Origin of the sequence: Flavobacterium psychraquaticum (assembly GCF_034497725.1) — a bacterium.
Lineage (GTDB): Bacteria > Bacteroidota > Bacteroidia > Flavobacteriales > Flavobacteriaceae > Flavobacterium > Flavobacterium psychraquaticum.
Genome location: NZ_JAXKVR010000030.1, coordinates 743,856 through 766,143 on the forward strand (window position 1 = coordinate 743,856; position 22,288 = coordinate 766,143).

At 32.6% G+C, this 22,288-nt stretch carries 23 protein-coding genes and 1 tRNA gene; 16 read left to right on the top strand and 8 right to left on the bottom strand.

Features of this window, described 5'->3' with window-relative positions:
- Nucleotide 1: 1 nt before the first annotated feature.
- The 6 genes from T1L09_RS13150 (at nt 2) to T1L09_RS13175 (ending at nt 3,649) form a co-directional block, all read left to right on the top strand.
- Nucleotides 2-1,141 (top strand): Mrp/NBP35 family ATP-binding protein, encoded by a 1,140-nt coding sequence (locus tag T1L09_RS13150; protein ID WP_322551426.1) that lies wholly within the window; start codon nt 2-4, stop codon nt 1,139-1,141.
- Nucleotides 1,142-1,219: 78 nt separating this feature from the next.
- A complete protein-coding gene (locus tag T1L09_RS13155) occupies nt 1,220-1,459 on the top strand; it encodes a NifU family protein (protein WP_322551427.1) in 240 nt (79 codons plus the stop codon).
- Nucleotides 1,460-1,576: 117 nt separating this feature from the next.
- A complete protein-coding gene (locus T1L09_RS13160) occupies nt 1,577-2,635 on the top strand; it encodes an NAD(P)/FAD-dependent oxidoreductase (RefSeq protein WP_322551428.1) in 1,059 nt (352 codons plus the stop codon).
- Between the two features lie 42 nt (nt 2,636-2,677).
- Nucleotides 2,678-2,869, top strand: coding sequence for a hypothetical protein (locus T1L09_RS13165; protein WP_322551429.1), 192 nt, complete (start codon nt 2,678-2,680; stop codon nt 2,867-2,869).
- Nucleotides 2,853-3,317, top strand: coding sequence for a hypothetical protein (locus T1L09_RS13170; protein WP_322551430.1), 465 nt, complete (start codon nt 2,853-2,855; stop codon nt 3,315-3,317). Before T1L09_RS13165 ends, T1L09_RS13170 begins: the two co-directional genes overlap by 17 nt.
- Entirely contained in the window at nt 3,317-3,649 is a 333-nt protein-coding gene (locus T1L09_RS13175) for a 2Fe-2S iron-sulfur cluster-binding family protein (protein WP_322551431.1), read from the top strand. Before T1L09_RS13170 ends, T1L09_RS13175 begins: the two co-directional genes overlap by 1 nt.
- Before the next feature lie 31 nt (nt 3,650-3,680).
- Here T1L09_RS13175 and T1L09_RS13180 read toward each other — a convergent pair whose 3' ends face one another.
- The 3 genes from T1L09_RS13180 to T1L09_RS13190 form a co-directional block, all read right to left on the bottom strand.
- Entirely contained in the window at nt 3,681-4,580 is a 900-nt protein-coding gene (locus T1L09_RS13180; RefSeq protein ID WP_322551432.1) for a metallophosphoesterase, read from the bottom strand.
- A gap of 124 nt (nt 4,581-4,704) precedes the next feature.
- A complete protein-coding gene (locus T1L09_RS13185) occupies nt 4,705-5,052 on the bottom strand; it encodes a DUF6686 family protein (protein WP_322551433.1) in 348 nt (115 codons plus the stop codon).
- A gap of 5 nt (nt 5,053-5,057) precedes the next feature.
- Entirely contained in the window at nt 5,058-5,948 is an 891-nt protein-coding gene (locus T1L09_RS13190; RefSeq protein ID WP_322551434.1) for a DUF6607 family protein, read from the bottom strand.
- 113 nt (nt 5,949-6,061) lie between these two features.
- Between T1L09_RS13190 and T1L09_RS13195 the strand changes: the two genes are divergently transcribed.
- Both T1L09_RS13195 and T1L09_RS13200 read left to right on the top strand, forming a co-directional pair.
- Nucleotides 6,062-8,128: a TonB-dependent receptor plug domain-containing protein gene (locus T1L09_RS13195; protein WP_322551435.1), complete on the top strand. Its 2,067-nt coding sequence runs from the start codon at nt 6,062-6,064 to the stop codon at nt 8,126-8,128.
- 23 nt (nt 8,129-8,151) lie between these two features.
- Nucleotides 8,152-8,760 carry an HmuY family protein gene (locus T1L09_RS13200; RefSeq protein ID WP_322551436.1) on the top strand — a complete coding sequence of 203 codons (609 nt, stop codon included), beginning with the start codon at nt 8,152-8,154 and terminating at the stop codon, nt 8,758-8,760.
- 61 nt (nt 8,761-8,821) lie between these two features.
- Here the strand turns inward: T1L09_RS13200 and T1L09_RS13205 are convergent, their stop codons facing one another.
- From T1L09_RS13205 to T1L09_RS13220, 4 genes are all read right to left on the bottom strand, one after another.
- Complete coding sequence (locus tag T1L09_RS13205; protein WP_322551437.1) at nt 8,822-10,000, bottom strand: acyl-CoA dehydrogenase family protein; 1,179 nt, start codon at nt 9,998-10,000, stop codon at nt 8,822-8,824.
- Nucleotides 10,001-10,154: 154 nt separating this feature from the next.
- The gene (locus T1L09_RS13210) at nt 10,155-10,862 is read right to left on the bottom strand and encodes a tRNA1(Val) (adenine(37)-N6)-methyltransferase (protein WP_322551438.1); all 708 of its coding nucleotides are present in this window, start codon (nt 10,860-10,862) and stop codon (nt 10,155-10,157) included.
- A gap of 66 nt (nt 10,863-10,928) precedes the next feature.
- Nucleotides 10,929-11,456 (bottom strand): ribosome maturation factor RimM, encoded by a 528-nt coding sequence (gene rimM, locus T1L09_RS13215; protein WP_322551439.1) that lies wholly within the window; start codon nt 11,454-11,456, stop codon nt 10,929-10,931.
- Nucleotides 11,457-11,472: 16 nt separating this feature from the next.
- Entirely contained in the window at nt 11,473-12,027 is a 555-nt protein-coding gene (locus tag T1L09_RS13220) for a 30S ribosomal protein S16 (RefSeq protein ID WP_322551440.1), read from the bottom strand.
- A 170-nt stretch (nt 12,028-12,197) separates the two neighbouring features.
- On the opposite strand from T1L09_RS13220, the gene T1L09_RS13225 reads away from it, so the two are divergent.
- The 6 genes from T1L09_RS13225 (at nt 12,198) to T1L09_RS13250 (ending at nt 20,914) form a co-directional block, all read left to right on the top strand.
- A complete protein-coding gene (locus T1L09_RS13225; protein WP_322551441.1) occupies nt 12,198-12,890 on the top strand; it encodes a DUF6252 domain-containing protein in 693 nt (230 codons plus the stop codon).
- Nucleotides 12,891-13,047: 157 nt separating this feature from the next.
- The gene (dnaE, locus tag T1L09_RS13230) at nt 13,048-17,592 is read left to right on the top strand and encodes a DNA polymerase III subunit alpha (protein ID WP_322551442.1); all 4,545 of its coding nucleotides are present in this window, start codon (nt 13,048-13,050) and stop codon (nt 17,590-17,592) included.
- A gap of 129 nt (nt 17,593-17,721) precedes the next feature.
- On the top strand, nt 17,722-18,039 hold the full coding sequence (trxA, locus tag T1L09_RS13235) for a thioredoxin (RefSeq protein ID WP_322551443.1): 318 nt from the start codon (nt 17,722-17,724) through the stop codon (nt 18,037-18,039).
- Between the two features lie 223 nt (nt 18,040-18,262).
- The gene (locus T1L09_RS13240; protein WP_322551444.1) at nt 18,263-19,189 is read left to right on the top strand and encodes a DUF58 domain-containing protein; all 927 of its coding nucleotides are present in this window, start codon (nt 18,263-18,265) and stop codon (nt 19,187-19,189) included.
- 86 nt (nt 19,190-19,275) lie between these two features.
- Nucleotides 19,276-19,349: transfer RNA gene (locus tag T1L09_RS13245), tRNA-Asp, on the top strand.
- A gap of 338 nt (nt 19,350-19,687) precedes the next feature.
- Nucleotides 19,688-20,914, top strand: coding sequence for a site-specific integrase (locus T1L09_RS13250; protein WP_322551445.1), 1,227 nt, complete (start codon nt 19,688-19,690; stop codon nt 20,912-20,914).
- Between the two features lie 30 nt (nt 20,915-20,944).
- Here the strand turns inward: T1L09_RS13250 and T1L09_RS13255 are convergent, their stop codons facing one another.
- A complete protein-coding gene (locus tag T1L09_RS13255; protein WP_322551446.1) occupies nt 20,945-21,175 on the bottom strand; it encodes a helix-turn-helix domain-containing protein in 231 nt (76 codons plus the stop codon).
- Nucleotides 21,176-21,252: 77 nt separating this feature from the next.
- Between T1L09_RS13255 and T1L09_RS13260 the strand changes: the two genes are divergently transcribed.
- Nucleotides 21,253-21,666: a hypothetical protein gene (locus tag T1L09_RS13260; protein ID WP_322551447.1), complete on the top strand. Its 414-nt coding sequence runs from the start codon at nt 21,253-21,255 to the stop codon at nt 21,664-21,666.
- A gap of 10 nt (nt 21,667-21,676) precedes the next feature.
- Nucleotides 21,677-22,141 carry a hypothetical protein gene (locus T1L09_RS13265; protein ID WP_322551448.1) on the top strand — a complete coding sequence of 155 codons (465 nt, stop codon included), beginning with the start codon at nt 21,677-21,679 and terminating at the stop codon, nt 22,139-22,141.
- Nucleotides 22,142-22,288 lie beyond the last annotated feature (147 nt).

Here is a 22,288-nt window from a genome sequence, read left to right on the forward strand (position 1 = left end):
GATGAAATTAGAAAGAAAAGATATTCTTGCTGCTTTAGAAACCATTACGGTAGCGGGTGAAGGAAAAAATATGGTTGAAAGTGGTGCAGTTCAAAACGTAATCACTTTTGGCGATGAGGTTGTTGTGGATTTACTTTTGTCAACACCAGCATTACATATTAAAAAACGTGCTGAGGTTGATATTATCAAAACGATTCACGAAAAAGTTTACGAAAAAGCAAAAGTAAAAGTGAACATTAAAGTAGAAGCTCCAGAAAAACCGGAGAATCCAAATTTGATAAAAGGAAAATCAATTCGAGGTATTTCAAATATTATTGCAGTTGCTTCGGGTAAGGGTGGCGTTGGAAAATCTACAATTACAGCTAATTTAGCGGTAACTTTATCAAAAATGGGATTCAAAGTTGGTGTTTTAGATGCAGATATTTATGGACCATCGATGCCAATTATGTTTGATGTAGAACAAGCAAAACCAACTTCAGTTGAAGTAGATGGAAAATCAAAAATGCAACCGGTTACTAGTTATGGTGTAGAAATTCTTTCAATCGGATTTTTCACTAAACCAGACCAAGCTGTTATTTGGAGAGGACCAATGGCGGCAAAAGCGTTGAATCAAATGATTTTTGATGCCAATTGGGGAGAATTAGATTTTTTATTAATTGATTTACCACCAGGAACAGGAGATATTCACTTGTCAATTATGCAATCGTTGCCAATTACGGGAGCTGTTGTTGTTAGTACACCTCAAGCTGTTGCTTTGGCCGATGCTAAAAAAGGAGTTTCAATGTTCTTGTCGGATGCTATTCAGGTTCCAGTATTGGGAATCATTGAGAATATGGCTTATTTTACGCCAGAAGAACTTCCTAACAACAAATATTATATCTTTGGAAAAGAAGGTGCTAAAAATTTAGCATTAGATTTACAAGTTCCATTATTAGGAGAAGTTCCTTTAGTACAAAGTATTCGTGAAGCTGGAGACTATGGTCGTCCGGCAGCATTGCAAACAGGTTCAGTTTTAGAAACTGTTTTTGAAGAAATTACAAGAAATGTTGTGCAAGAAACGGTAAATCGTAATGAGACTTTGCCTCCAACTGAAGCAATAAAAATAACCACAATGGCAGGTTGTTCTGCCGTGAAAAAATAAGAATCAATTGGCTGATGTGTTGGTTCTTACTCAATAAAAATCGACACATCAACTATTGATAATTGACATATTATAACTATGACTACAACAGAAATTAGAGAGAATGTTGAAAAGGCACTACAAGAAATTCGTCCTTTTTTGAATTCAGATGGTGGCGATATTACTTTGATAGACATTATCGAAGACAAGCACGTAAAAGTTCGTTTAGAAGGAGCTTGTACCAATTGTAGTTTAAGTATCAGCACAATGAAGGCAGGTGTGGAAACAACAATAAAAAAATTCGTTCCACAAATTGAAACAGTAGAAAATATCGCATAACTGATTATTATCATATTATGCTGTTTTTGAAATCACCAATTTTGTGTCTTTGTAACTAAAGTAACGATTAGCTATTTTTTTAATAGTTAATTTTACACGATTAAACGAATTCAGATTATGATTCAAACAGATATTCTTATTATTGGTGCAGGTCCAACAGGGCTTTTCACTGTTTTTGAAGCCGGATTACTACAATTAAAATGCCATATTATTGACGCGTTGCCTCAACCTGGAGGACAATTAGCGGAATTATATCCCAAAAAACCAATCTTCGATATTCCAGGTTATCCATCCGTTATGGCGGGTGATTTGGTGACTAATTTAATGGAACAAATTAAGCAATTTCAGCCTGGATTTACGTTGGGCGAAACTGCTGAAACTATTGAAAAATTAGAAGATGGTACTTTTATTGTAACTACAAATGAAGGGACACAACATCAAGCAAAAGCAATTGCTATTGCTGGTGGTTTAGGTACTTTCGAACCTAGAAAACCACTTTTAAAAGACATCGAATTTTACGAAAAAGAAGATAGAGGAGTAGATTACTTCGTAAAAGATCCAGAAAAATATAGAGGAAAAAACATTGTGATCGCCGGTGGTGGTGACTCTGCTTTAGATTGGAGTATTTTCTTAGCGAATGTTGCTGAATCAGTGACTTTAGTGCACAGAAGAAACGAATTTAGAGGTGCTTTAGATTCTGTTGAAAAAGTTCAAGAATTGAAAAATGCTGGAAAAATTAAATTAATTACGCCAGCTGAAGTTATTGGTTTTAAAGGAAGCGAACGAATTGAATCGTTAGATATTGAAATAAACGGAGCTCGAATGAACGTGCCAACAGATTATTTCATTCCGCTTTTTGGTTTAACACCTAAATTAGGACCTATCGCAAATTGGGGATTAGAGATTGAAAAAAACGCAATTAAAGTGAACAACGCTTTAGATTATCAAACAAATATCGAAGGCATTTATGCAATTGGCGACGTAAATATTTATCCAGGGAAGCTGAAATTAATTTTATGTGGATTTCACGAAGCAACTTTAATGTGCCAAAGTGTTTATAACCGCCTTAATCCAGGAAAACGTTATGTTTTAAAATACACAACAGTTTCAGGAATTGACGGTTTTGATGGAACCAGAAAAGAAGCCGAAAAAGCAGTTGTAAAATCTATCGATTAATTTATTAAATTTGAAAAAAAGTAAATTATGGAACAGTTTAAAATGATAAGAAATGTTGTTTCGAAGTCAAGTTTTAAAGAAGCTGATGACCATGTTTCTTTTTATAAAGATAAATCTGCATTAAATCGACTAAATAGTGCTTGTTTTATTATCAATTCTATTTTTGGAACCTCAGAAAGAACAAAAGTAAACAGGTCGTTGATCGCTTCCAGAAAACATGCCACATCTATTTAATTTTGATTTTCTCGAATTCTTACAGCTTCTAGATAAATATGAAGTTAAATATCTCTTGGTCGGAGGTTATGCGGTCATTTTAAATGGCTATGTAAGAAGTACGGGTGATTTAGATTTGTGGGTAGATAAAACGCAAGAAAATTACAACAATTTAGTTCAAGTTTATAAGGATTTTGGTGCACCAATATTTCCATTTCATGAATTCGTGAACGAAAAGTTTGATGTTTGGAGTATAGGTATTGAACCAACAAAAATTGAAATTTTAACACACGTAGATGGATTGATTTTTGAGGAAAGTATATTAAATTGTAAATATCTAACGGTTTTAGACTTTAAAATACCTTATGTTAGTTATGATGATTTATTAAAAAATAAATTGGCATCTGGAAGATATAAAGATTTGGCAGATATTGAGCAACTTAAGAAAATTAATAAAAATTTAGAATAATGTCAAAAGACGTAACAATTTACATTACAGACAGAAACGGTGTAAAACACGAAGTTCAGGCACCAACGGATATGAATATGAATGTGATGGAGTTAATTCGTGCTTATGAATTAGCCGAAGAAGGAACAATTGGCGTTTGTGGCGGAATGGCAATGTGTGCTTCTTGTCAATGTTATGTTTTAAACGATGTAATTTCATTAGAAAGAAATCCAGATGAAGATGCAATGCTTTGCGAAGCTTATCACGTGAAAGATAATTCAAAATTAGGTTGTCAAATTCATTTAACAGAAGAATTACAAGGTTTAGAATTAGAAATTGCACCAGAACAGTAAGCTGAAAATCCAATATTCGAAAATCTAGTATCTATTTATATTCTTCCAAACGAGCCGGACCTTCTAAAACTTCTTTTACTATTTGAAGCGTTCCATCTTCTTTAGTATCAATGAACCATTTTATTAAAGAAATAGTTCCAACAGCAATTTCAATTCCGGTTATGCTTCTTGGATGAACACAGCTTCCGCTATTAAAATAATTTAAAATTTCTTCACTTGTATTTGGAAACCTAGGACGATGTGTATGACCTGTAATTGTGATTTTATTTCCGTTACTGGCTATCCATTTTTTGATTCTTCTTTCCACTTTAATTAATTCAATGTAGTTTTTAGCTGGACTCGTGGGGTCTTTTATTCCCCAAACTTGTAATGGTTTCCAAAGAACACGCACTAAAAATCGATTAAATTTCCATCCTACATAATTCATAAAATCTGCCTGATGACCATGTGTTAAAAAAATTTCTTGATTTTTATTGTTGATGTATTCTAAAATTATACCTTCAGAAAATGTAATGTTTGGGAAAAGCGGTAATTTCTTGCCTTCTCTTGGTTCAAAATATTCTGACAATAATTTTTTTACGTTATTTGGATTTTTATAAACAAAATCGTGGTTTCCAAAAATTAAATGCAATCTGTTTTCAACAAAGAACTTTTGCATTAACAAATACACATTTTTGTTGACCTCGAAAATATCTTTAAAGAAAATATTTTCCCATAGTTCATCGCCATCACCTAATTCAATATAAGTATAACCTTCTTTGAAATAATGTTGTAATGCGTGATAATATATGTTCCTATTGTTAGCAAAATCATCCGCAAAACTACTATCGCCACGGTGAATATCACTAAACAAAATAAACTTTGAAGTGTTGTCAAAACCTATTCGTTTCGCTTCGTTATAAGCTTTCGATAATCTATCTTGTGATGACATATTTTTCTAATTTCAATTTCAATACAGAAGCAAGTCAAAAATACTCTTTTTTATTGTTTTTGATAATAAGCAATTGACTAATTATAAAAAATGCTTCCCAAAGTATGAGAAGCATTTTGTTTTTTTAGTTTAAATAGATTTGATAATTTATATCTTCAACAGAAAGATATTCTTTGGAATCGGGTTTGTCAAGTAAAAATAACAATTCATTTACTTCATTTCGTTCTAGGAGAATCATAAAATTAGTTTGCAAAGTTGGAATAGGAATTTTCTTCTCGTAAATAGAATTTTCGTATTCCTTTTCCCAATAATCACAATCAATATTTTTTAAATATTTAACCAAACTCGTTAATTCTTCAGTAGTTAAATTGAAGTTTAAGTTCTTATACGAAAGTTGGTAAACTGCTATTTTAGAACAGTAAATCAAAAAGCCGTTTTTGTTTTTTGTTAAATATTTAAAATTCTTACACATAATTTTTATTTTAGAAATGAATCGATAATTTTATCGGTTTCCGCTTTTTTCGCAGATGGTTTTAAGCCAAACAAATGACGGTATAATTGTTTGTGTTCTATTTTTTCTTCTAATGAAATCGTTTGGTTACGATCAAAGATTGTTTGCCATTTTGCTCTCACATTGCCCCATAATTTATTGTTTTCTGACCACCAATCTTGAGCACTTTTACACTTAGAATCGTCAACTTTTACATAAATGTCTAAACCTTTTTCTTTAGCTACTTCTGTGTCATTACCTTTGTCGTCACGAATTATTTTTCTGTTGTCTTGTTCGTGTAACCAACCATATTTTGTGATTTCATGAATGTTTCTTCTTTCTAAAACATTATAATCTTTTCTTATGGTTTCTTCTCTTCTTGGTAAAGGAGCATCGGTAATATTCATCCAATAATTTCTTCCGTCTTTATGAATCCAAGTTCCCGTTCCTTCATATCGTGGACTATCATCAACTTGATATACTTTTTGCGTCCATTGTCCTTTAACGTCTTTCGCTTTTAATTGGTTGAATTTCCAAGTATTGTCTTTGTAGAACTCATATAAATTTGTGTTTTCGTACAACCAATCTTGTCTCCAATGCTTGATAATCATTTTTTCATTGGCAATTAATAAATGTTGAAGCACTAACTTATTGGGCGCTTCTTCTATTAATTCAATCCATTCTAATCCGTGATCTTTTTTAACGGGCGAAGGCTTGTAAGTGGAATCAGTTGAAGCTTGAAAAATTTCCTGAAAGTTAAATTCAACTTCATAGCAACCACACATTTTTTTTATCGATTCAATGTCTTTCTGTTTTTCTTGTGCGTAACCTGCAGAATACAAGATTGATAGCGATAAGATAACGAATGCTTTTTTCATAATACTATTTTTTTTGTTTAAAATTAGACCACAAAAGTATTAAATTTATTTAGAATAAATAAAAATAAGACATATATTTGCCTCAATATATTTCTTAAGATTAATTATAAATAATGAAAATAGCTTTCTTTTTAATAGTAAATAGTCTCAGTTTAAGTTTGGTTTTTTCGCAAAAACAACTTGCAGATTCCATTAAAATAAGTGAATTAAGAGAAGTTGTAGTCACGGCAACTAGAACCGAAAGAAACTTAGCTTCTTTACCATTACCAATAGCAATTATAACTTCAGAAGCAATTTCAAAATCGGGTGTAACGCGTTTAAATGAGATTTTATTTGAACAAACCGGCTTGTTAACAATTCCCGATTTTGGAGGTGTTGAAGGGATTCAAGTCCAGGGATTAGATGCATCTTATACGCTGATTTTGATTGATGGCGTTCCTTTAGTAGGAAGAAGTGCTGGAACTTTAGATTTGTCCAGAATTAGTGTTGGGAATATCGATCGAATTGAAATTGTGAAAGGAGCTTCATCTTCTTTATATGGTTCGGAAGCTTTAGCAGGTGTAATTAATATTATTACCAAAAAACCGAAACGAGATCTATTATCGGGAAATCTTTCTTATCGTTATGCGTCTTTTGAAACCAATGACTTGAATTCCAATGTTGTTTGGAAGAAAAATAAATTTTCGGGAAGTATTTTTGTAAATTATTTCAACACCAATGGATACGATTTAAATGAGTCGACACCCGAAAAAACAGTTGAGTCTTTTTACAACATTACAATACAACCGAAATTTTATTATGATTTCTCAGACGATTTGAAATTAGTTGTGGGAACTCGATATTACAATCAAAAACAAGACTATAAAGCCACAATTGATGATGAAAAATATAAAGGAGATGCCGTCATTAACGAGTGGAATTCACAAATAAAAGTAACACATAAATGGAACAAAAAGTTCTATTCCGAATATGAATTTTATGCAACAAATTACAAAACTGATGAATTTCTAAACGATTCCAATAAACAACTTTTTGAAGCTAATTTTTATAAGCAATGGCTTTTTCGACCCGAAGTTAGAACTACTTGGTCATTCCAAAAAAGTAAACTAACTGGTGGAATTGGCTTGAATAAAGAAACTCTAAACCGAACGTATTTTGATTCAAATGTTGTGTTTAATTCCCAATATGCTTTTTTACAATACGATTATAATCCGACCGATAAATGGAATATTTTAGCGGGTTTTCGATATGATAATCACCAAGAATATCAATCGCAATGGAGTCCGAAATTTGCTGTAAATTATAAAGTTAATCAAAACATTTCTTTAAAATCATCGGTTGGTTACGGATTTAAAGCTCCAGATTTCAGACAGTTATATTTTGATTTTACTAATTCGGCCATTGGTTATGCTGTTTTTGGTTATAATGTTGCCCAAGAACGATTGAATGCCTTAGACAATCAAGGTCAGATTTTATTTCGATATGATGGCATTGATTTCAATAGTGAATTAAAACCTGAAAGTTCAGTTAATATCAACTTGGGAAGTTATTTCGAAAAAGTAAATTTTAAATGGGATACGAATTTGTTTTATAATTCTATTTCAAACTTAATTGACACCAAAGCTATTGCTCAAAAAACGAACGGTCAAAACGTATTTAGTTATTTCAATATTGACGAAATTTTCACTTACGGAATCGAAAATAACTTTCATTATAAAATCAATAATTTCAAATTTTCCTTGGGTTATCAATATTTAGTTGCAAAAGATAAATCAGTTCTAAAAGCAATTGATAAAGGCGAAGTTTTTGCTAGAGATCAAACTACATTAGCTTCTTTTCAACTGAAAAAAGACGATTATTTTGGCTTGTTTAATCGTTCAAAACATACGGCTAATTTTAAGGTTTTATATACTATTCCAGCCCTAAAAACGGCAATTAATCTTCGTGTTTTTTATCGAAGTAAATATGGAATTGCCGATTCAAATAACAATCAGATTTTAGATAATTATGATGCTTTTGTTGCTGACTATTTTCTAACAAATCTTTCAATCACTAAAGAAATTAAGGATAATCTTTCGCTTCAAATGGGAGCAAATAATTTATTTGATTTCACAAATCCCAATGAAATAAGCAATTTATCAGGCCGACAACTTTTTGCCCGATTGCAATTTAACTTTTAACAAATTAATTTAAATACATACTTATGAAAACCAATTTTATTAAACTTTCGATCGTAGCACTTTTTATTTCTTTCGCTTCTTGCAGTAGTGATGATGACGGCGTTCAAAAACCAGCATTAGAAGCTAAAACATTTGCGAATCTTTATGCACCACAATCGGGCGGACAAGGACAACCAACAGCAGGAGCATTCACAAAATTCAGTTTTTCAGAAAATGCAATTGTAACTTCTGATAATTGGGATATTGCTTTCCGTGGTACGACCATAATTGTTAATGGCGGCACAGAAATAGGTTTAACAGACGAGCCTTCTAGAACTGGGATTGCTTCTGTTAGTGCTTTATCTTCTACTTTTGATACTGTTACTACATTTCCAGATGCAACAACTTTTAAACAAGATGGCGTAGCAACTTATGCTTTTTCACAACCTTGGTATGATTATAATCCAACTTCACATTTAATTACTCCAGTAGCTGGAAAAATTTATGTGGTGAAAACTCATAACGGTAAATATGCTAAATTTGAAATACTAAGTTATTATCAAAACGCACCCGCTAATCCGGAGTTAACGACGCCTTCAAGATATTACACTTTTAAATTCAGCTATCAACCAGATAGTCAAACTAGTTTTTAAGTTTAGGCCATAAAAAAAGCGAGAAATACTTCTCGCTTTTTTATATATTTTACTTTTTATTTTACTTAAAAGCAGGGAAACCCGTAACATCCATTCCTGTAATTAACAAGTGAATATCGTGCGTTCCTTCATAAGTAACTACAGATTCTAAATTCATCATATGTCTCATAATTGAATATTCACCCGTAATTCCCATTCCACCTAACATTTGACGGGCATCACGAGCAATCGTTAACGCCATATCAACATTGTTTCTTTTTGCCATCGAAATTTGAGCCGTTGTAGCTTTTCCTTCGTTTCTTAAAACACCTAATCTCCAAGTTAATAATTGTGCTTTAGTGATTTCAGTAATCATTTCAGCTAATTTCTTTTGTTGCAATTGTGTTGCTCCAATTGGTTTGTCAAACTGAATACGTTCTTTTGAATATCTCAAAGCTGTGTCATAACAATCCATTGCTGCTCCAATTGCACCCCAAGCAATTCCGTAACGTGCCGAATCTAAACAACCAAGTGGTGCTCCTAATCCTGATTTATTTGGTAATAAGTTTTCCTTTGGTACTTTTACATTGTCAAAAATAAGCTCTCCAGTTGCAGAAGCTCTTAACGACCATTTGTTATGTGTTTCTGGAGTTGTAAAACCTTCCATTCCGCGTTCCACGATTAAACCGTGAATTCTTCCTTCTTCATTTTTCGCCCAAACAATAGCAATATCAGCAAAAGGTGCATTTGAAATCCACATTTTTGCTCCATTTAAAAGATAATGATCGCCCATATCTTTAAAGTTTGAAGTCATTCCACTTGGATTTGATCCGTGGTCTGGTTCTGTCAATCCAAAGCATCCGATGAATTCACCAGTAGCTAATTTTGGAAGATATTTCATGCGTTGCTCTTCGTTTCCGTATTTCCAAATAGGATACATTACTAACGAAGACTGTACAGAAGAAGTCGAGCGAACGCCCGAATCTCCTCTTTCAATTTCTTGCATTATTAAACCATACGAAATTTGGTCTAATCCAGCACCACCATATTCTACAGGAATATACGGACCAAAACCACCAATTTCACCCAAACCTTTTACGATTTGATGCGGAAATTCAGCTCTTTGTGCATAATCTTCAATAATAGGAGATACTTCTTTTTTTACCCAAGCACGTGCCGCATCACGTACCATTTTATGTTCGTCAGATAATAAGTCGTCTAATAAATAATAATCTGGAGATTGAAATAAGTCTGGTTTCATATTTTTTGATTTGAAAGACACAAAAGTAAGTAAACATTTGTAACAAATCAATTAACAACTGTTATAATTTCTTGAAGCTTTATCCAGCTGTCCACTCTATCTTTTCATTTTTAAAGAAAAAATAAAAAGGATGCCGTTCCCATCTGGGCTAGGGTTACATCTTCAAATAGAAATCTTGTGTCAAATTGATATAATCATCCGTATATTCATGACGATTAATTTCAACAACCAATTCATCAGCCGTTAAAACTGATAATTCAAATCGTTTAAAAGCCAATAAAGTTCTAACAATCGGAGTTTTGTGCGAACCTTTTACACGAGTTGCTTTCACCGGATAAAGTTCATATTCAGCACACAAATCAATAAAACGGTCTTCTTCTTTATAAGGAATTACTACGGCAAAAAGGCCATTTTCCGAAAGCAATAAATCCGCAGCTTCAATTAAATCTTCAAAAGGCATTGCGTCTTGAAAACGAGCTAAATCGCGTTGTTCATTTTCGGTCTTAAAATCTTCACTATAAAAAGGAGGATTCGAAATAATTAAATCATATTCATCTTCAGGTTCGTCAACAAATTCATCTAAACCCGCGTGATAACAGAATAATTTATCCGCCCAAGCCGAAGCTTCAAAATTTTCAACACATTGTTCGTAGGCTTCTTCGTCAATTTCTAAAGCATCAATTTGATCTGCATTTGTTCTTTGCGCTAACATCAAAGCTAAAATACCCGTTCCAGCACCAATATCTAAAATAGATTTCGGATTATTATCAATCGGACACCAAGCACCAAGTAAAACGGCATCGGTACCAATTTTCATAGCACAACGGTCTTGGTTTACAGCGAATTGTTTGAATTTAAACAAAATGTTTTAAGATTAAAGGGTAACGATATTAGAATTCTTGAAACAACAAATGAAGCTTTTGGAATTTTAAGAAAGATATAAATCTACTAAACCATCAGGAGTTTCTAAAGTAATAGTTTTGTTCGCTCTGTCAAGAGCAATAATAAAATCATCAATAACTGGAATTAAAATTTCAATTCCGTTTTTGTCAATTTCAAATAAAGGTTGAGCGCCGCTATCATTAATCGCTACGATTTTTCCAATATTACCTCTAATAAGGTCAATAACATCAAAACCAATAACTTCGTGATAGTAAAATTGCGTTCCTTCTAATTCAGTTAACATTGCGATTGGAAGATATACTGCGCTTCCCATAATCGCATCAGCCTCTTCTTCATTTTTAACATCTTCAAAACGAACACGTAAAAATTTATCTTTATGTATGGAGCCAGTTTCAATAAAAAATGGAACCAGTGTTTTGTTGATTTCAACAAAAACTGATTCCAAATCTTCATACAATTCGGGCTCATCGGTATCCAAAAATACCAATACTTCCCCTTTGAAGCTAAACTTTTTCGCGATTTTACCTAAATAGAAACAATCTTCTTTACGCATGGAATCGCTGTTAAAATTATGCTTGAGTTTCTTCGTTGTTTTCTTCAACTGCAGGAGCTTCTTCAGTTGCAGCCTCAGCTACCTCTTCTGTCACTTCTTCTGTAGTATTTGCAGCGTTTGCAGCTTCAACTTGAGCAGCAATACGTTTTTCGTTAGCTACTTTTTCAGCTTTTAAAGCTTTCACTCTAGCTTCTGCATCTACTTTAGATAAACCAGATTTTTTAACATCAACTTTACCAGCTTTTTCGTCTAACCAAGCAGCTAATTTAGTATCAGCTTGTTCTTGAGTTAAAGCACCTTTACGAACTCCACCATTTAAATGATGTTTCAATAAAGCACCTTTGTAAGATAAAATTGCTTTTGCAGTATCAGTTGGTTGTGCACCATTGTACAACCATTGAGCCGCTTTTTCGATATCTAAATCGATAGTTGCAGGGTTAGTATTAGGATTGTAAGTTCCGATTTTCTCTAAGAATTTACCATCTCTTTTTGCTCTAGCATCTGCAGCAACAACCCAATAAAAAGGTTTCCCTTTTTTTCCGTGTCTTTGTAATCTAATTTTTACTGACATAATCTTGTGATTAATTTGAGGTTCTCGACCTCGGTTATTTAAGGGTGCAAAGATATAAAACTTTGTTATACAAATACATCTATTAGCAAAAAAATAAATTTAAAGCTAAAATGTTTTTTATTTGGATAAAAAAGTTATTTTTGTTTCTTAAGATATAATCAAGAATAAAAATGAAAAAAATATTTTCTTTAATCGCAGTTGCAATGTTATTTACCGCTTGCGAACAAAACATTCAAACAAATACACCCGCATTTCAGGCAAAATTAAATGATACACAATGGAAAGCGAAAGATGCAAAAGTTACTATTGATGCAAACGGCGGAATGAGTATCACTGCTTTTGGATTTTATGAAACATTGATTTTAAAAACCAGCGCAAGCGATGTCGGAACATATATTTTAGGGACGGAAAACTTCTTAGGAAACAATGCGTCTTACGCTTACACGAAAGTAGGTTCGGAAAGTTTCTATAGCACAGATGTTGTTCCTGGTCCAGTTTTTAAGCTTTCACCATTAATTTCTGGAGGTACTGCTTATGTTGCAAATCCATCTGGAGCACAAACAATTGGTGGTTCAGGAACGGGATTAAGAGTAGTAACTGAAGTAGTTGCAGGAGTTGTTAAAAAAATTACTGTAGTTGCGAGAGGCGAAGGTTATGTTGCTGGAGATTTGATAACTATCGTTGGTGGAAATCAAAACGCTAAATTTAAAGTTGTGAACGTGCAACAAAGTAATGGTGAAATTACAATAGAAGAAGTTCAAAATGGTTTATATACTGGGAAATTCAAACTTAACGTTGTTAATGATGAAGGTGACGTAGTGACTTTTTCAGAAGGCGTGTTTTATAAAATCGGTGCTCAATAATAAAAATAACCTTTATACAATCATAAGCCATCTGAAGTAATTCAGATGGCTTTTTGTTTTGTTGATAACTTACTTTGGTAGTACTTAGGATAAAATGTATTTTTGTTGTTAGACAAAAATTACTTTATTTTTCTCATACTCCTTAACAATCAGATAGATGTACTTAATTTTCGATACAGAAACCACTGGATTACCGCGCAGTTGGTCGGCTCCCATTACCGATACCGATAACTGGCCACGTTGTATTCAAATTGCTTGGCAGTTGCATGACGAAATGGGAAATCTGATCGAGCATCAAGACTATTTAATTAAGCCAGAAGGTTTTAATATTCCTTATGATGCTGAACGTATTCACGGTATTTCTACAGAATTGGCGATGGAACAAGGTATCTTATTGTCAGAAGTTTTAGAGAAATTCAACATCGCGCTTTCAAAAACTAAATTTATTGTCGGACAAAATTTGGGATTCGATGTAAATATTATGGGATGTGAATTCCACCGTATGAATATTGGTTCGGATATGTCAAAAATGCCCGTTTTAGATACGTGTACAGAAGTAACGGCAAATTTATTGAAATTACCCGGAGGAAGAGGCGGAAGATTTAAACTACCAACACTTACCGAATTACATCAGTATTTATTTGATAAACCTTTCTCGGAAGCCCATAACGCTACGGCCGACGTGGAAGCCACTACTAGATGTTTCTTAGAGTTAATTAAAAGAGAAGTTTTTACTAAAGAAGAATTAGATGTTACTCCCGATTATTTCAGACGCTTTCGCGAGAAGAATATCGGCGAAATTCAATTGATTGGATTAAAACACATCAATCTTAAAAAAGCTTCGGACGACATTAGAGCACGTTTGCAAAAAATCCAAAAGGAAGACGAGCAAGCTACTATTACAGAAGATGTTAAGGCCGATTTACAAGATGCAGCTTATGCTCATTTACATAATCATACGCAATTTTCAGTTTTACAATCGACCATCGGAATAAACGATATTGTAAAAGCTTCGGCAAAATTTAAAATGCCTGCTGTGGCAATGACTGATACCGGAAATATGATGGGTGCTTTTCACTTTGTAAGTGCTATTTTCAATCATAATAAAGCAGCAGAAGCTAAAAATAAAGCACTTATTGATGAAGGAGAAAAACCAACTGAAACGGTCATTAAACCGATTGTAGGTTGCGAATTCAATATTTGTGAAAACCACGCCGATAAAACCAAAAAAGACAACGGTTATCAAGTTGTTTTATTGGCAAAAAATAAAAAAGGCTATCACAATTTAGCTAAAATGTCTTCATTAGCTTTTACTAACGGATTTTATTATGTGCCACGAATCGACAAAAAAATCGTGGAACAATATAAAGAGGATATTATGGTTTTGTCTGGGAATTTATATGGTGAAATTCCAGCTAAAATTCTAAATGTCGGAGAAAATCAAGCGGAAGAAGCCTTAATTTGGTGGAAAGAACAATTTGGAGCTGATTTTTATCTGGAATTAATGCGTCACAAGCAGGAAGATGAAAATCGGGTAAATAAAACATTGATCGCTTTCGCGAAGAAACACGATGTAAAACTTATTGCAACGAACAATACTTATTACGTTAATAAAGAAGATGCGAATGCACACGATATTTTGTTGTGTGTAAAAGATGGAGAAAAACAAGCAACGCCAATTGGTCGTGGACGAGGTTATCGTTACGGAATGCCTAATCAGGAATATTATTTCAAATCGAGTGATGAAATGAAGCAAATTTTCGCAGATTTGCCCGAAGCGATTATTAATATTCAAGAAGTAATCGATAAAGTCGAAGCTTATTCCTTATATCGAGATGTTTTACTTCCAAAATTTGGAATTCCAGAAGAATTTTTAGTAGATGAAGATAATTCAGATGGAGGAAAAAGAGGTGAAAATAGTTTTTTAAGACATTTAACTTACAAAGGTGCCGAAAACCGCTATCTAGAAATTACTGATGCCATCCGAGAACGTTTGGATTTCGAACTGCTCACAATTGCTAATTCAGGTTATCCAGGTTATTTCTTAATTGTACAAGATTTCATCGCCGAAGCTAGAAAAATGGATGTTTCCGTTGGACCAGGTCGGGGTTCTGCCGCAGGTTCCGCCGTGGCTTATTGTTTGGGAATTACAAATATTGACCCCATTAAATATGACTTACTTTTTGAGCGTTTCCTAAATCCAGATAGGGTTTCAATGCCCGATATCGATATCGATTTTGATGATGAAGGTCGAGGTCGAGTAATGGATTACGTTATCAATAAATATGGAAAAAGTCAAGTTGCTCAGATTATCACTTACGGTAAAATGGCGACTAAATCTGCGATTCGAGATACAGCTCGTGTGTTGGATTTGCCACTTTTTGAAGCCGATCGAATTGCAAAATTGATTCCAGGTTTAATGCCTTCCAAATGGAATTTAGCACGATTCCTGTCGGAAGATGAAGCGGTTGTAAAGAAAGCCTTACGTTCAGAAGAATTTGATAAAGTAAGAGAGTTAATCGAAATTGCAAATTCGGAAGATTTAGCCGGAGAAACCATTCAGCAAGCAAAAGTGCTAGAAGGTTCAATGCGAAACACAGGAATTCACGCGTGTGGAGTAATCATTACGCCAGATGATATCACGAATTACGTTCCCGTTACTACCGCAAAAGACTCCGATTTATATGTCACCCAATTTGATAACTCGGTTGCCGAAAGTGCTGGATTATTAAAGATGGACTTCTTGGGATTAAAAACCCTAACCTTAATTAAAGACACTGTCAAATTAGTGAAATACCGTTTGGATGTCGATTTGAATCCCGACGAATTTCCAATTGACGATGAAAAAACATACGAGTTGTTCCAAAGAGGGGAAACGGTTGGGATTTTCCAATACGAATCGCCTGGAATGCAGAAATATATGAAAGAATTGAAGCCAACCGTTTTTGGCGATTTAATTGCGATGAATGCATTATATCGACCAGGACCATTGGAATATATTCCTTCTTTCGTACGCAGAAAAAATGGTGAAGAACCAATTACATACGACTTAGATGCGTGTGAAGAATTTCTTGGAGAAACCTACGGAATTACGGTTTATCAAGAGCAGGTGATGCTTTTGTCTCAAAAATTAGCGGGTTTTTCAAAAGGTGATGCCGACGTTTTGCGGAAGGCAATGGGTAAAAAACAAATTGAGGTTTTGAACAAAATGAAACCACAATTCATTGATAGTGCCGCCGAAAAAGGGCACGACCCAAAGGTTTTAGAGAAGATTTGGAAAGACTGGGAAGCGTTTGCAAGTTATGCCTTCAACAAATCGCACTCTACTTGTTATGCTTGGATTGCTTATCAAACGGCTTATCTAAAAGCACATTATCCAGCGGAATATATGGCGGCTGTGCTTTCAAACAATATGAATGACATCAAGCAAGTTTCGTTCTTTATGGAAGAGTGTAAGCGAATGGGATTAGAAGTTTTAGGTCCAGATGTGAATGAGTCATTCTATAAATTTACCGTAAATGAAAATTATGCGGTTCGTTTTGGAATGGGAGCAGTTAAAGGAGTAGGTGCAAATGCCGTACAAACTATTGTTGAATGTAGAAAAGACGGAAGATATAAGTCAATTTTTGATTTGGCAAAACGAATAGATTTGCGTGCAGCCAATAAAAAAGCTTTTGAAAATTTAGCTTTAGCTGGAGGTTTTGATGGTTTTTCAGAAACTATAAGAGCACAATATTTTCAACACGATGGCGATAATATTACGTTTTTAGAGAAAGCAATTCGCTATGGTGCAAAATTTCAAGAGAATGAAAATTCTTCGCAAGTAAGTTTGTTTGGTGATGCTTCTGATGTTCAAATTGCAGAACCAATTGTGCCGCCATGTGAAGATTGGAGTACTATGGAAAAATTAGCTAAAGAAAAAGAAGTCGTTGGGATTTATATTTCAGGACATCCTTTAGATGATTATAAATTTGAGATGAAATACTTCTGCAATACCAAATTAGATACCTTAAAAAGTTTAGAACTTCATATTGGTAAAAATCTCTCTTTTGGTGGAATTGTAACGAATGTCCAACATCGAACAGCAAAAAACGGTAACGGTTGGGGTTCATTTGTTTTGGAAGGTTATGATGAGAATTATGAGTTTAGAATCTTTGGAGAAGAATATTTAAAATACCGTCATTTTTTGCTCCAAAATCAATTCGTTTATCTTAAATTAAACGTAAAAGATGGATTTACCAATAGAGAAACGGGTAAAAAATCAGAACCACGAATTCAATTTTTAGACGTTAAAATGCTGATTGAAGTCTTGCCAACATTTGCTAAAAAATTAATTTTACAATTTTCAATTCAAGAAATTAACGAAAATTTGGTTCAGAATTTAAACCAACTTTTTGGCGCTAATGCTGGGGATAATTATGTTACCATTGAAGTGGTAGAATTGGAAAAAATTAAAAAAGCAATCGAAATGCCGATACTTGAAGTAAAAGATGAACCAGAAATTGATATAGAAGATATTGTTGATGAAATTGGTACAGAAGAATTGGAGGATATTGAAGCTATTGCAATTGATGTTCCACCAGTCGAAGAAGTTATTGTAAAAACAAGACTTACTATGCCAAGTAGAAAATTAAAAGTAAATATTTCATCAGAATTGCTTCAGGAATTAGAAAAAATGCAGTTGAATTTTAAGCTGAATTAGATAAATTATCAAACGGTCATAAGTTCTGCTAATGAGGCTATAACGAAAACTAATTTCTAAAAGAGGTTTAATTACGATTTAATTTTTAAATTTGTACTTATAATAAACACGTAACTTAATAAAAAAAATATGGCTTTAGCAATTACAGATGCTACTTTTGATGAAGTAGTTTTAAAATCAGACAAACCAGTAGTAGTCGATTTTTGGGCAGCTTGGTGCGGTCCTTGTAGAATGGTTGGTCCAGTTATCGACGAAATCGCAACAGAATATGACGGAAAAGCAGTTGTTGGAAAAGTAGACGTAGATGCTAACCAAGAATTCGCTGCAAAATATGGTGTTAGAAACATCCCAACAGTATTAATTTTCCAAAACGGAGAAGTAGTAGGAAGACAAGTTGGAGTAGCTCCAAAGAAAACTTACACAGATGCAGTTGATGCATTATTATAGTAGATAAGAAGTTAATGAAAAGGTTCAATGAAAGTTGAGCCTTTTTTGTTACAAATAAATCAGATAAGTTTCATTCTTTCGGATTGTTTTTTTCCGCGTTGCGAAGCATTTGTATAATTTTCGTTCAATCTTTTCTGGCTTAATTTCTGAATAGCGCCCTGATGTTTCAAGAAATCTATTATCCGAAAATCTATTATCCGAAAATCTTAGTTATCTTTACTATATGAATTTAGAATCACAAATAGAAAAAATTTCAAGTTTTGGACATTTAGAACTTTTAGCCAACCAAATTGTGGAAGGTTTTATTTCTGGAATGCATAAATCGCCTTTTCACGGTTTTTCTGCTGAATTTGCGGAACATAAAATCTATAATCCAGGAGAAAGCACCCGTCATATTGATTGGAAATTATACGCTAAGACCGATAGATTATATGTGAAACGTTATGAAGAAGAAACTAATTTACGTTGCCATTTAATTATCGATAACTCATCGTCTATGCATTATCCGAAATTAAAGGACAATGACTTGTTTTATGCGAGCAAAATTGGATTTTCAGTATTGGCTTCGGCAGTTCTAATGAACTTGCTTAAAAAACAACGCGATGCTGTTGGTTTGAGTGTTTATAGCGATACTTATGAATATTACTCACCAGAAAAAGGAAGTGATCGCCATCATCGAATGATTTTAAACCAACTGGAAGGCATTTTATTACAGAACAAAACGACTAGGACTACAGATACGGTAACTTTCTTGCACCAAATAGCCGAAAACATTCACCGTCGTTCGATGATAATTCTGTTTACTGATATGTTTCAAACAGAAGACAATGATAAAATATTTAAAGCTTTACAACATTTAAAACACAACAAGCATAAAGTAGTAGTTTTTCATGTATATGATCAAAAAACTGAGTTAAATTTTGATTTTGATAATACACCAAGAAAATTTATCGACCTTGAATCTGGTGAAGAAGTGAATCTCTTTGCAGAAAATACTCAAGAATTTTATCAAAAAGCAGTACAAGACTATTTTAAAACAATAGAAACAACCTGTATGCAATATCAAATTAAGTATGTTCCGGTTGCGGTAGACGAAAAATTCGAAAAAATTTTATTGACCTATTTGGCTGAAAAACAAAAGTTTGGCTAAAACGATCAAAAAAAGATGAAATTATTTTACTAAAACATTTGCAGGAATGAAAAATCGTGGTATATTTGCACTCGCAATTAGGCGCTGGTTTGGTAGTTCAGTTGGTTAGAATATCTGCCTGTCACGCAGAGGGTCGCGGGTTCGAGTCCCGTCCAGACCGCTAAAATTGGGTAAAGCACTTCAGAAATGAGGTGCTTTTTTGCCCCAATAAAGCACCAAAGAAAGTTGTGTTGTTTAGGTACGAAAGTACCAAAAGGTTTAGTAGTTAGACCAATGGAAAGCTTTGCATTTATGCAGAGCTTTTTTGATTTATACTATTTCGACAATTTTCACGCTTCAAAATACTTTCTTATTGGTCTTTTAAAAAAGACTATTCTTCCCTTAAAAAACATAAAAAAGCTTAGAAATACATAAAAAAAGGTTGCAAAATAGGTTGCAGTTTTTATTTCTAGGTTGCATATTAAAACACTGATATACAATCACTTAAAATTATACGCCATGAAAAAATTAAATTTAGCATTTATTGTGTCAAAAACAAGAATTAGAAAAGATGGTAAAGCACCTGTGTTTTGTCGTTTGACCTACTCAGACAAGAGAAAACAATTTACAACAAGTCTATTTGTTAGACCAAAAACATGGAATAGTTCATTTCAAGAACTTGAGGTCATAGATGATGACAGTAATTATATTAATGCACAATTAACCCTGATTAAAAACCAAATTAATCAGGGTTTTTTATATTTACAAGTTATCAACTCTGCGTTTACAGTCGACGATATTTATAACCTTTATGTAGGCAAGCCAATTGTTAAAGAATTTAAACTTATTGAAATTTACGATAATTATTTATTGAGAATTGAGAAGTTGATTGGAAAAGATATTCAACTGGTTACCTATAGTAAATACAAGGAATCTCTCGTTCACTTAAAATCTTTTGTTAAATGGAAATTTAAGAAGAGTGACATTCAAATAAGTGAGCTTAAATACAGTTTTATTGTTGATTATGAGTATTTCCTTAAAGCAGAAAAGAACTTACAGGTAAGCACCTTAAACAAGGTTATACAGAGGTTTCGTAAAGTTGTTTCATATGCTATAAGTCAAAATCATATAGATAAAGATCCTTTTTATGGATACAAAGCTAAAAGAGTAAAAAAAGAAATTATTTTTTTAGATAAAGAACAATTAAGATGCCTAGAAGATAAGAATTTTGATATTTTAAGACTTCAGCAAATTAAAGATATGTTTGTATTTTGCTGTTATACAGGATTAGGTTTTAAAGAAATGATTAATCTAGAATATAGTGACATTATAGTAAGATTTGATAGTAATGAATGGTTAAAAATAGAAAGGAACAAAACAAATAAAAATTATTATGTTCCATTGCTACCACAAGCCAAAGTTATTATTGATAAATATCAAAATAATTCAAAATTTGTACTACCTCAAATATCTAACCCTAAATTTAATGCTTACTTAAAAGAGATTGCCACAATTGTAGGTATAGAATTTAATCTGACACATCATATTGCAAGAAAAACATTTGCAACAACTGTTTTACTTATTAATGACATTTCTATGGAAGTTGTATCGGAATTATTAGGTCATTCAAAATTGTCAACTACACAAGAACATTATGCTAAAGTCGTTCAAAGTAAAGTAAGCGAACAAATGAATATCTTAAGTAAAAAATTAAATTTTAATAATGCGGAAAACCATAAAAATTAAGTTCATTTTATACCTATAATTGCAAAAGAATTATTCATGAAAATTAAAAAGTTCATTTAAATCAATATCAAAAAAAGTTGAAATCTGGTAAAGTGTATAGATTGAGGTGTTAATTACTCCTCTCTCTATTCTACTTATTTGAGAAATCTCTAAATCTAATTCATTTGCAAGTTGTTCTTGGGTGAAACCTTTAGATTCTCTTGCTTTTCTAAGGTTTTTACCAAACGACTTTAATATTTCTGATTTATCCTTTTTTATCACAGGATAAAATTCGCATAATAAGATATCTAATAGGTAGGCAAATTTGCCTATATTTGTTAATCTAATAAATTAAAAGAATGAAAATAATATTAATAATAATAGTTGTAACGATTTTATTCTATGTAATTATAGCTATTAAAGAGAATGAATCTAGAGAAACTGTAGAGAAGGAAAGAAAAGTTAACAACAATAAGATTGCTGACATACATTTTCAAAATCTTCTACAAAATGAATTAAATAGACAAAAGCTGCTAAAGGTAACACACCAAAATATTATTCTTGAATTAGAGAGTTTAGAGCATATTAAAAGTGCAATTATTGATGATGGTGTTTTAAAAGTGGAAGTAAATAATGAAATAACTCGCTGGGAGGCCCTTGAGTTTTCACATAATTTAATAAATTCATTAAATTCTACAACTGAAATTAATGCTGTTAAATTATTGAACAAGAATAAAATAGTTGTTGCTACAGCAAATAGAAAAAACATTTAAATAAATTATAATGTATAAACTTCTCAACAGATTTCCAAACTTCCGTGAGGCTATCGGAGACATGGAACATGGAACTGATTTAGGATTAACTCGATTTGATAACTCAAAAATTTGCTATTCAATGACTTTTATTATTTTTAATAATAAATTAGGAGAAATAGAAATTGAATTAAGGGAAGTGGGCAATAGTGTAGCTTTAAAATTTTCAACAATTGTAAAGTCGACGGTAAAAGCTGAAACAACCAGTGAATTAGTGCCTTATGATATATCGAAAGAGAGTTGGATAGAGTTAATTTCTGAAACAATGGTTTCGCATAATCATTCCCCAGACCATCAGCAAGTCCTTATGGATTTTACAGCTAAAAAGTTATCTAATGCCAACTCGAATAAATCAGGTTGTCTTTCTCTCTTTTTAATATTACCTTTTTTATCAGTTGTTATATTTTGTTTTTACATTATAAGTGAATACGTATAAATTATACTTTATTATTTAAAATTAATTTTATAGAGAAAGTGACTGAAAATTTTAGAAAATATTTTAATCTACAGTTGAAAATTGACTTAAAATAATAAAGAGTTTAATTATTAACTTATCATTTTAAATTAGAGAAACTATAAAACT

Excerpts from the sequence above, each read along its gene's own strand:
- T1L09_RS13150 (WP_322551426.1), top strand. The coding sequence starts at position 2 with ATGAAATTAGAAAGAAAAGATATTCTTGCTGCTTTAGAAACCATTACG.
- T1L09_RS13155 (WP_322551427.1), top strand. The coding sequence starts at position 1,220 with ATGACTACAACAGAAATTAGAGAGAATGTTGAAAAGGCACTACAAGAA.
- T1L09_RS13160 (WP_322551428.1), top strand. The coding sequence starts at position 1,577 with ATGATTCAAACAGATATTCTTATTATTGGTGCAGGTCCAACAGGGCTT.
- T1L09_RS13165 (WP_322551429.1), top strand. The coding sequence starts at position 2,678 with ATGATAAGAAATGTTGTTTCGAAGTCAAGTTTTAAAGAAGCTGATGAC.
- T1L09_RS13170 (WP_322551430.1), top strand. The coding sequence starts at position 2,853 with ATGCCACATCTATTTAATTTTGATTTTCTCGAATTCTTACAGCTTCTA.
- T1L09_RS13175 (WP_322551431.1), top strand. The coding sequence starts at position 3,317 with ATGTCAAAAGACGTAACAATTTACATTACAGACAGAAACGGTGTAAAA.
- T1L09_RS13180 (WP_322551432.1), bottom strand. The coding sequence starts at position 4,580 with ATGTCATCACAAGATAGATTATCGAAAGCTTATAACGAAGCGAAACGA.
- T1L09_RS13185 (WP_322551433.1), bottom strand. The coding sequence starts at position 5,052 with ATGTGTAAGAATTTTAAATATTTAACAAAAAACAAAAACGGCTTTTTG.
- T1L09_RS13190 (WP_322551434.1), bottom strand. The coding sequence starts at position 5,948 with ATGAAAAAAGCATTCGTTATCTTATCGCTATCAATCTTGTATTCTGCA.
- T1L09_RS13195 (WP_322551435.1), top strand. The coding sequence starts at position 6,062 with ATGAAAATAGCTTTCTTTTTAATAGTAAATAGTCTCAGTTTAAGTTTG.
- T1L09_RS13200 (WP_322551436.1), top strand. The coding sequence starts at position 8,152 with ATGAAAACCAATTTTATTAAACTTTCGATCGTAGCACTTTTTATTTCT.
- T1L09_RS13205 (WP_322551437.1), bottom strand. The coding sequence starts at position 10,000 with ATGAAACCAGACTTATTTCAATCTCCAGATTATTATTTATTAGACGAC.
- rimM (WP_322551439.1), bottom strand. The coding sequence starts at position 11,456 with ATGCGTAAAGAAGATTGTTTCTATTTAGGTAAAATCGCGAAAAAGTTT.
- T1L09_RS13220 (WP_322551440.1), bottom strand. The coding sequence starts at position 12,027 with ATGTCAGTAAAAATTAGATTACAAAGACACGGAAAAAAAGGGAAACCT.
- T1L09_RS13225 (WP_322551441.1), top strand. The coding sequence starts at position 12,198 with ATGAAAAAAATATTTTCTTTAATCGCAGTTGCAATGTTATTTACCGCT.
- dnaE (WP_322551442.1), top strand. The coding sequence starts at position 13,048 with ATGTACTTAATTTTCGATACAGAAACCACTGGATTACCGCGCAGTTGG.
- trxA (WP_322551443.1), top strand. The coding sequence starts at position 17,722 with ATGGCTTTAGCAATTACAGATGCTACTTTTGATGAAGTAGTTTTAAAA.
- T1L09_RS13240 (WP_322551444.1), top strand. The coding sequence starts at position 18,263 with ATGAATTTAGAATCACAAATAGAAAAAATTTCAAGTTTTGGACATTTA.
- T1L09_RS13250 (WP_322551445.1), top strand. The coding sequence starts at position 19,688 with ATGAAAAAATTAAATTTAGCATTTATTGTGTCAAAAACAAGAATTAGA.
- T1L09_RS13260 (WP_322551447.1), top strand. The coding sequence starts at position 21,253 with ATGAAAATAATATTAATAATAATAGTTGTAACGATTTTATTCTATGTA.
- T1L09_RS13265 (WP_322551448.1), top strand. The coding sequence starts at position 21,677 with ATGTATAAACTTCTCAACAGATTTCCAAACTTCCGTGAGGCTATCGGA.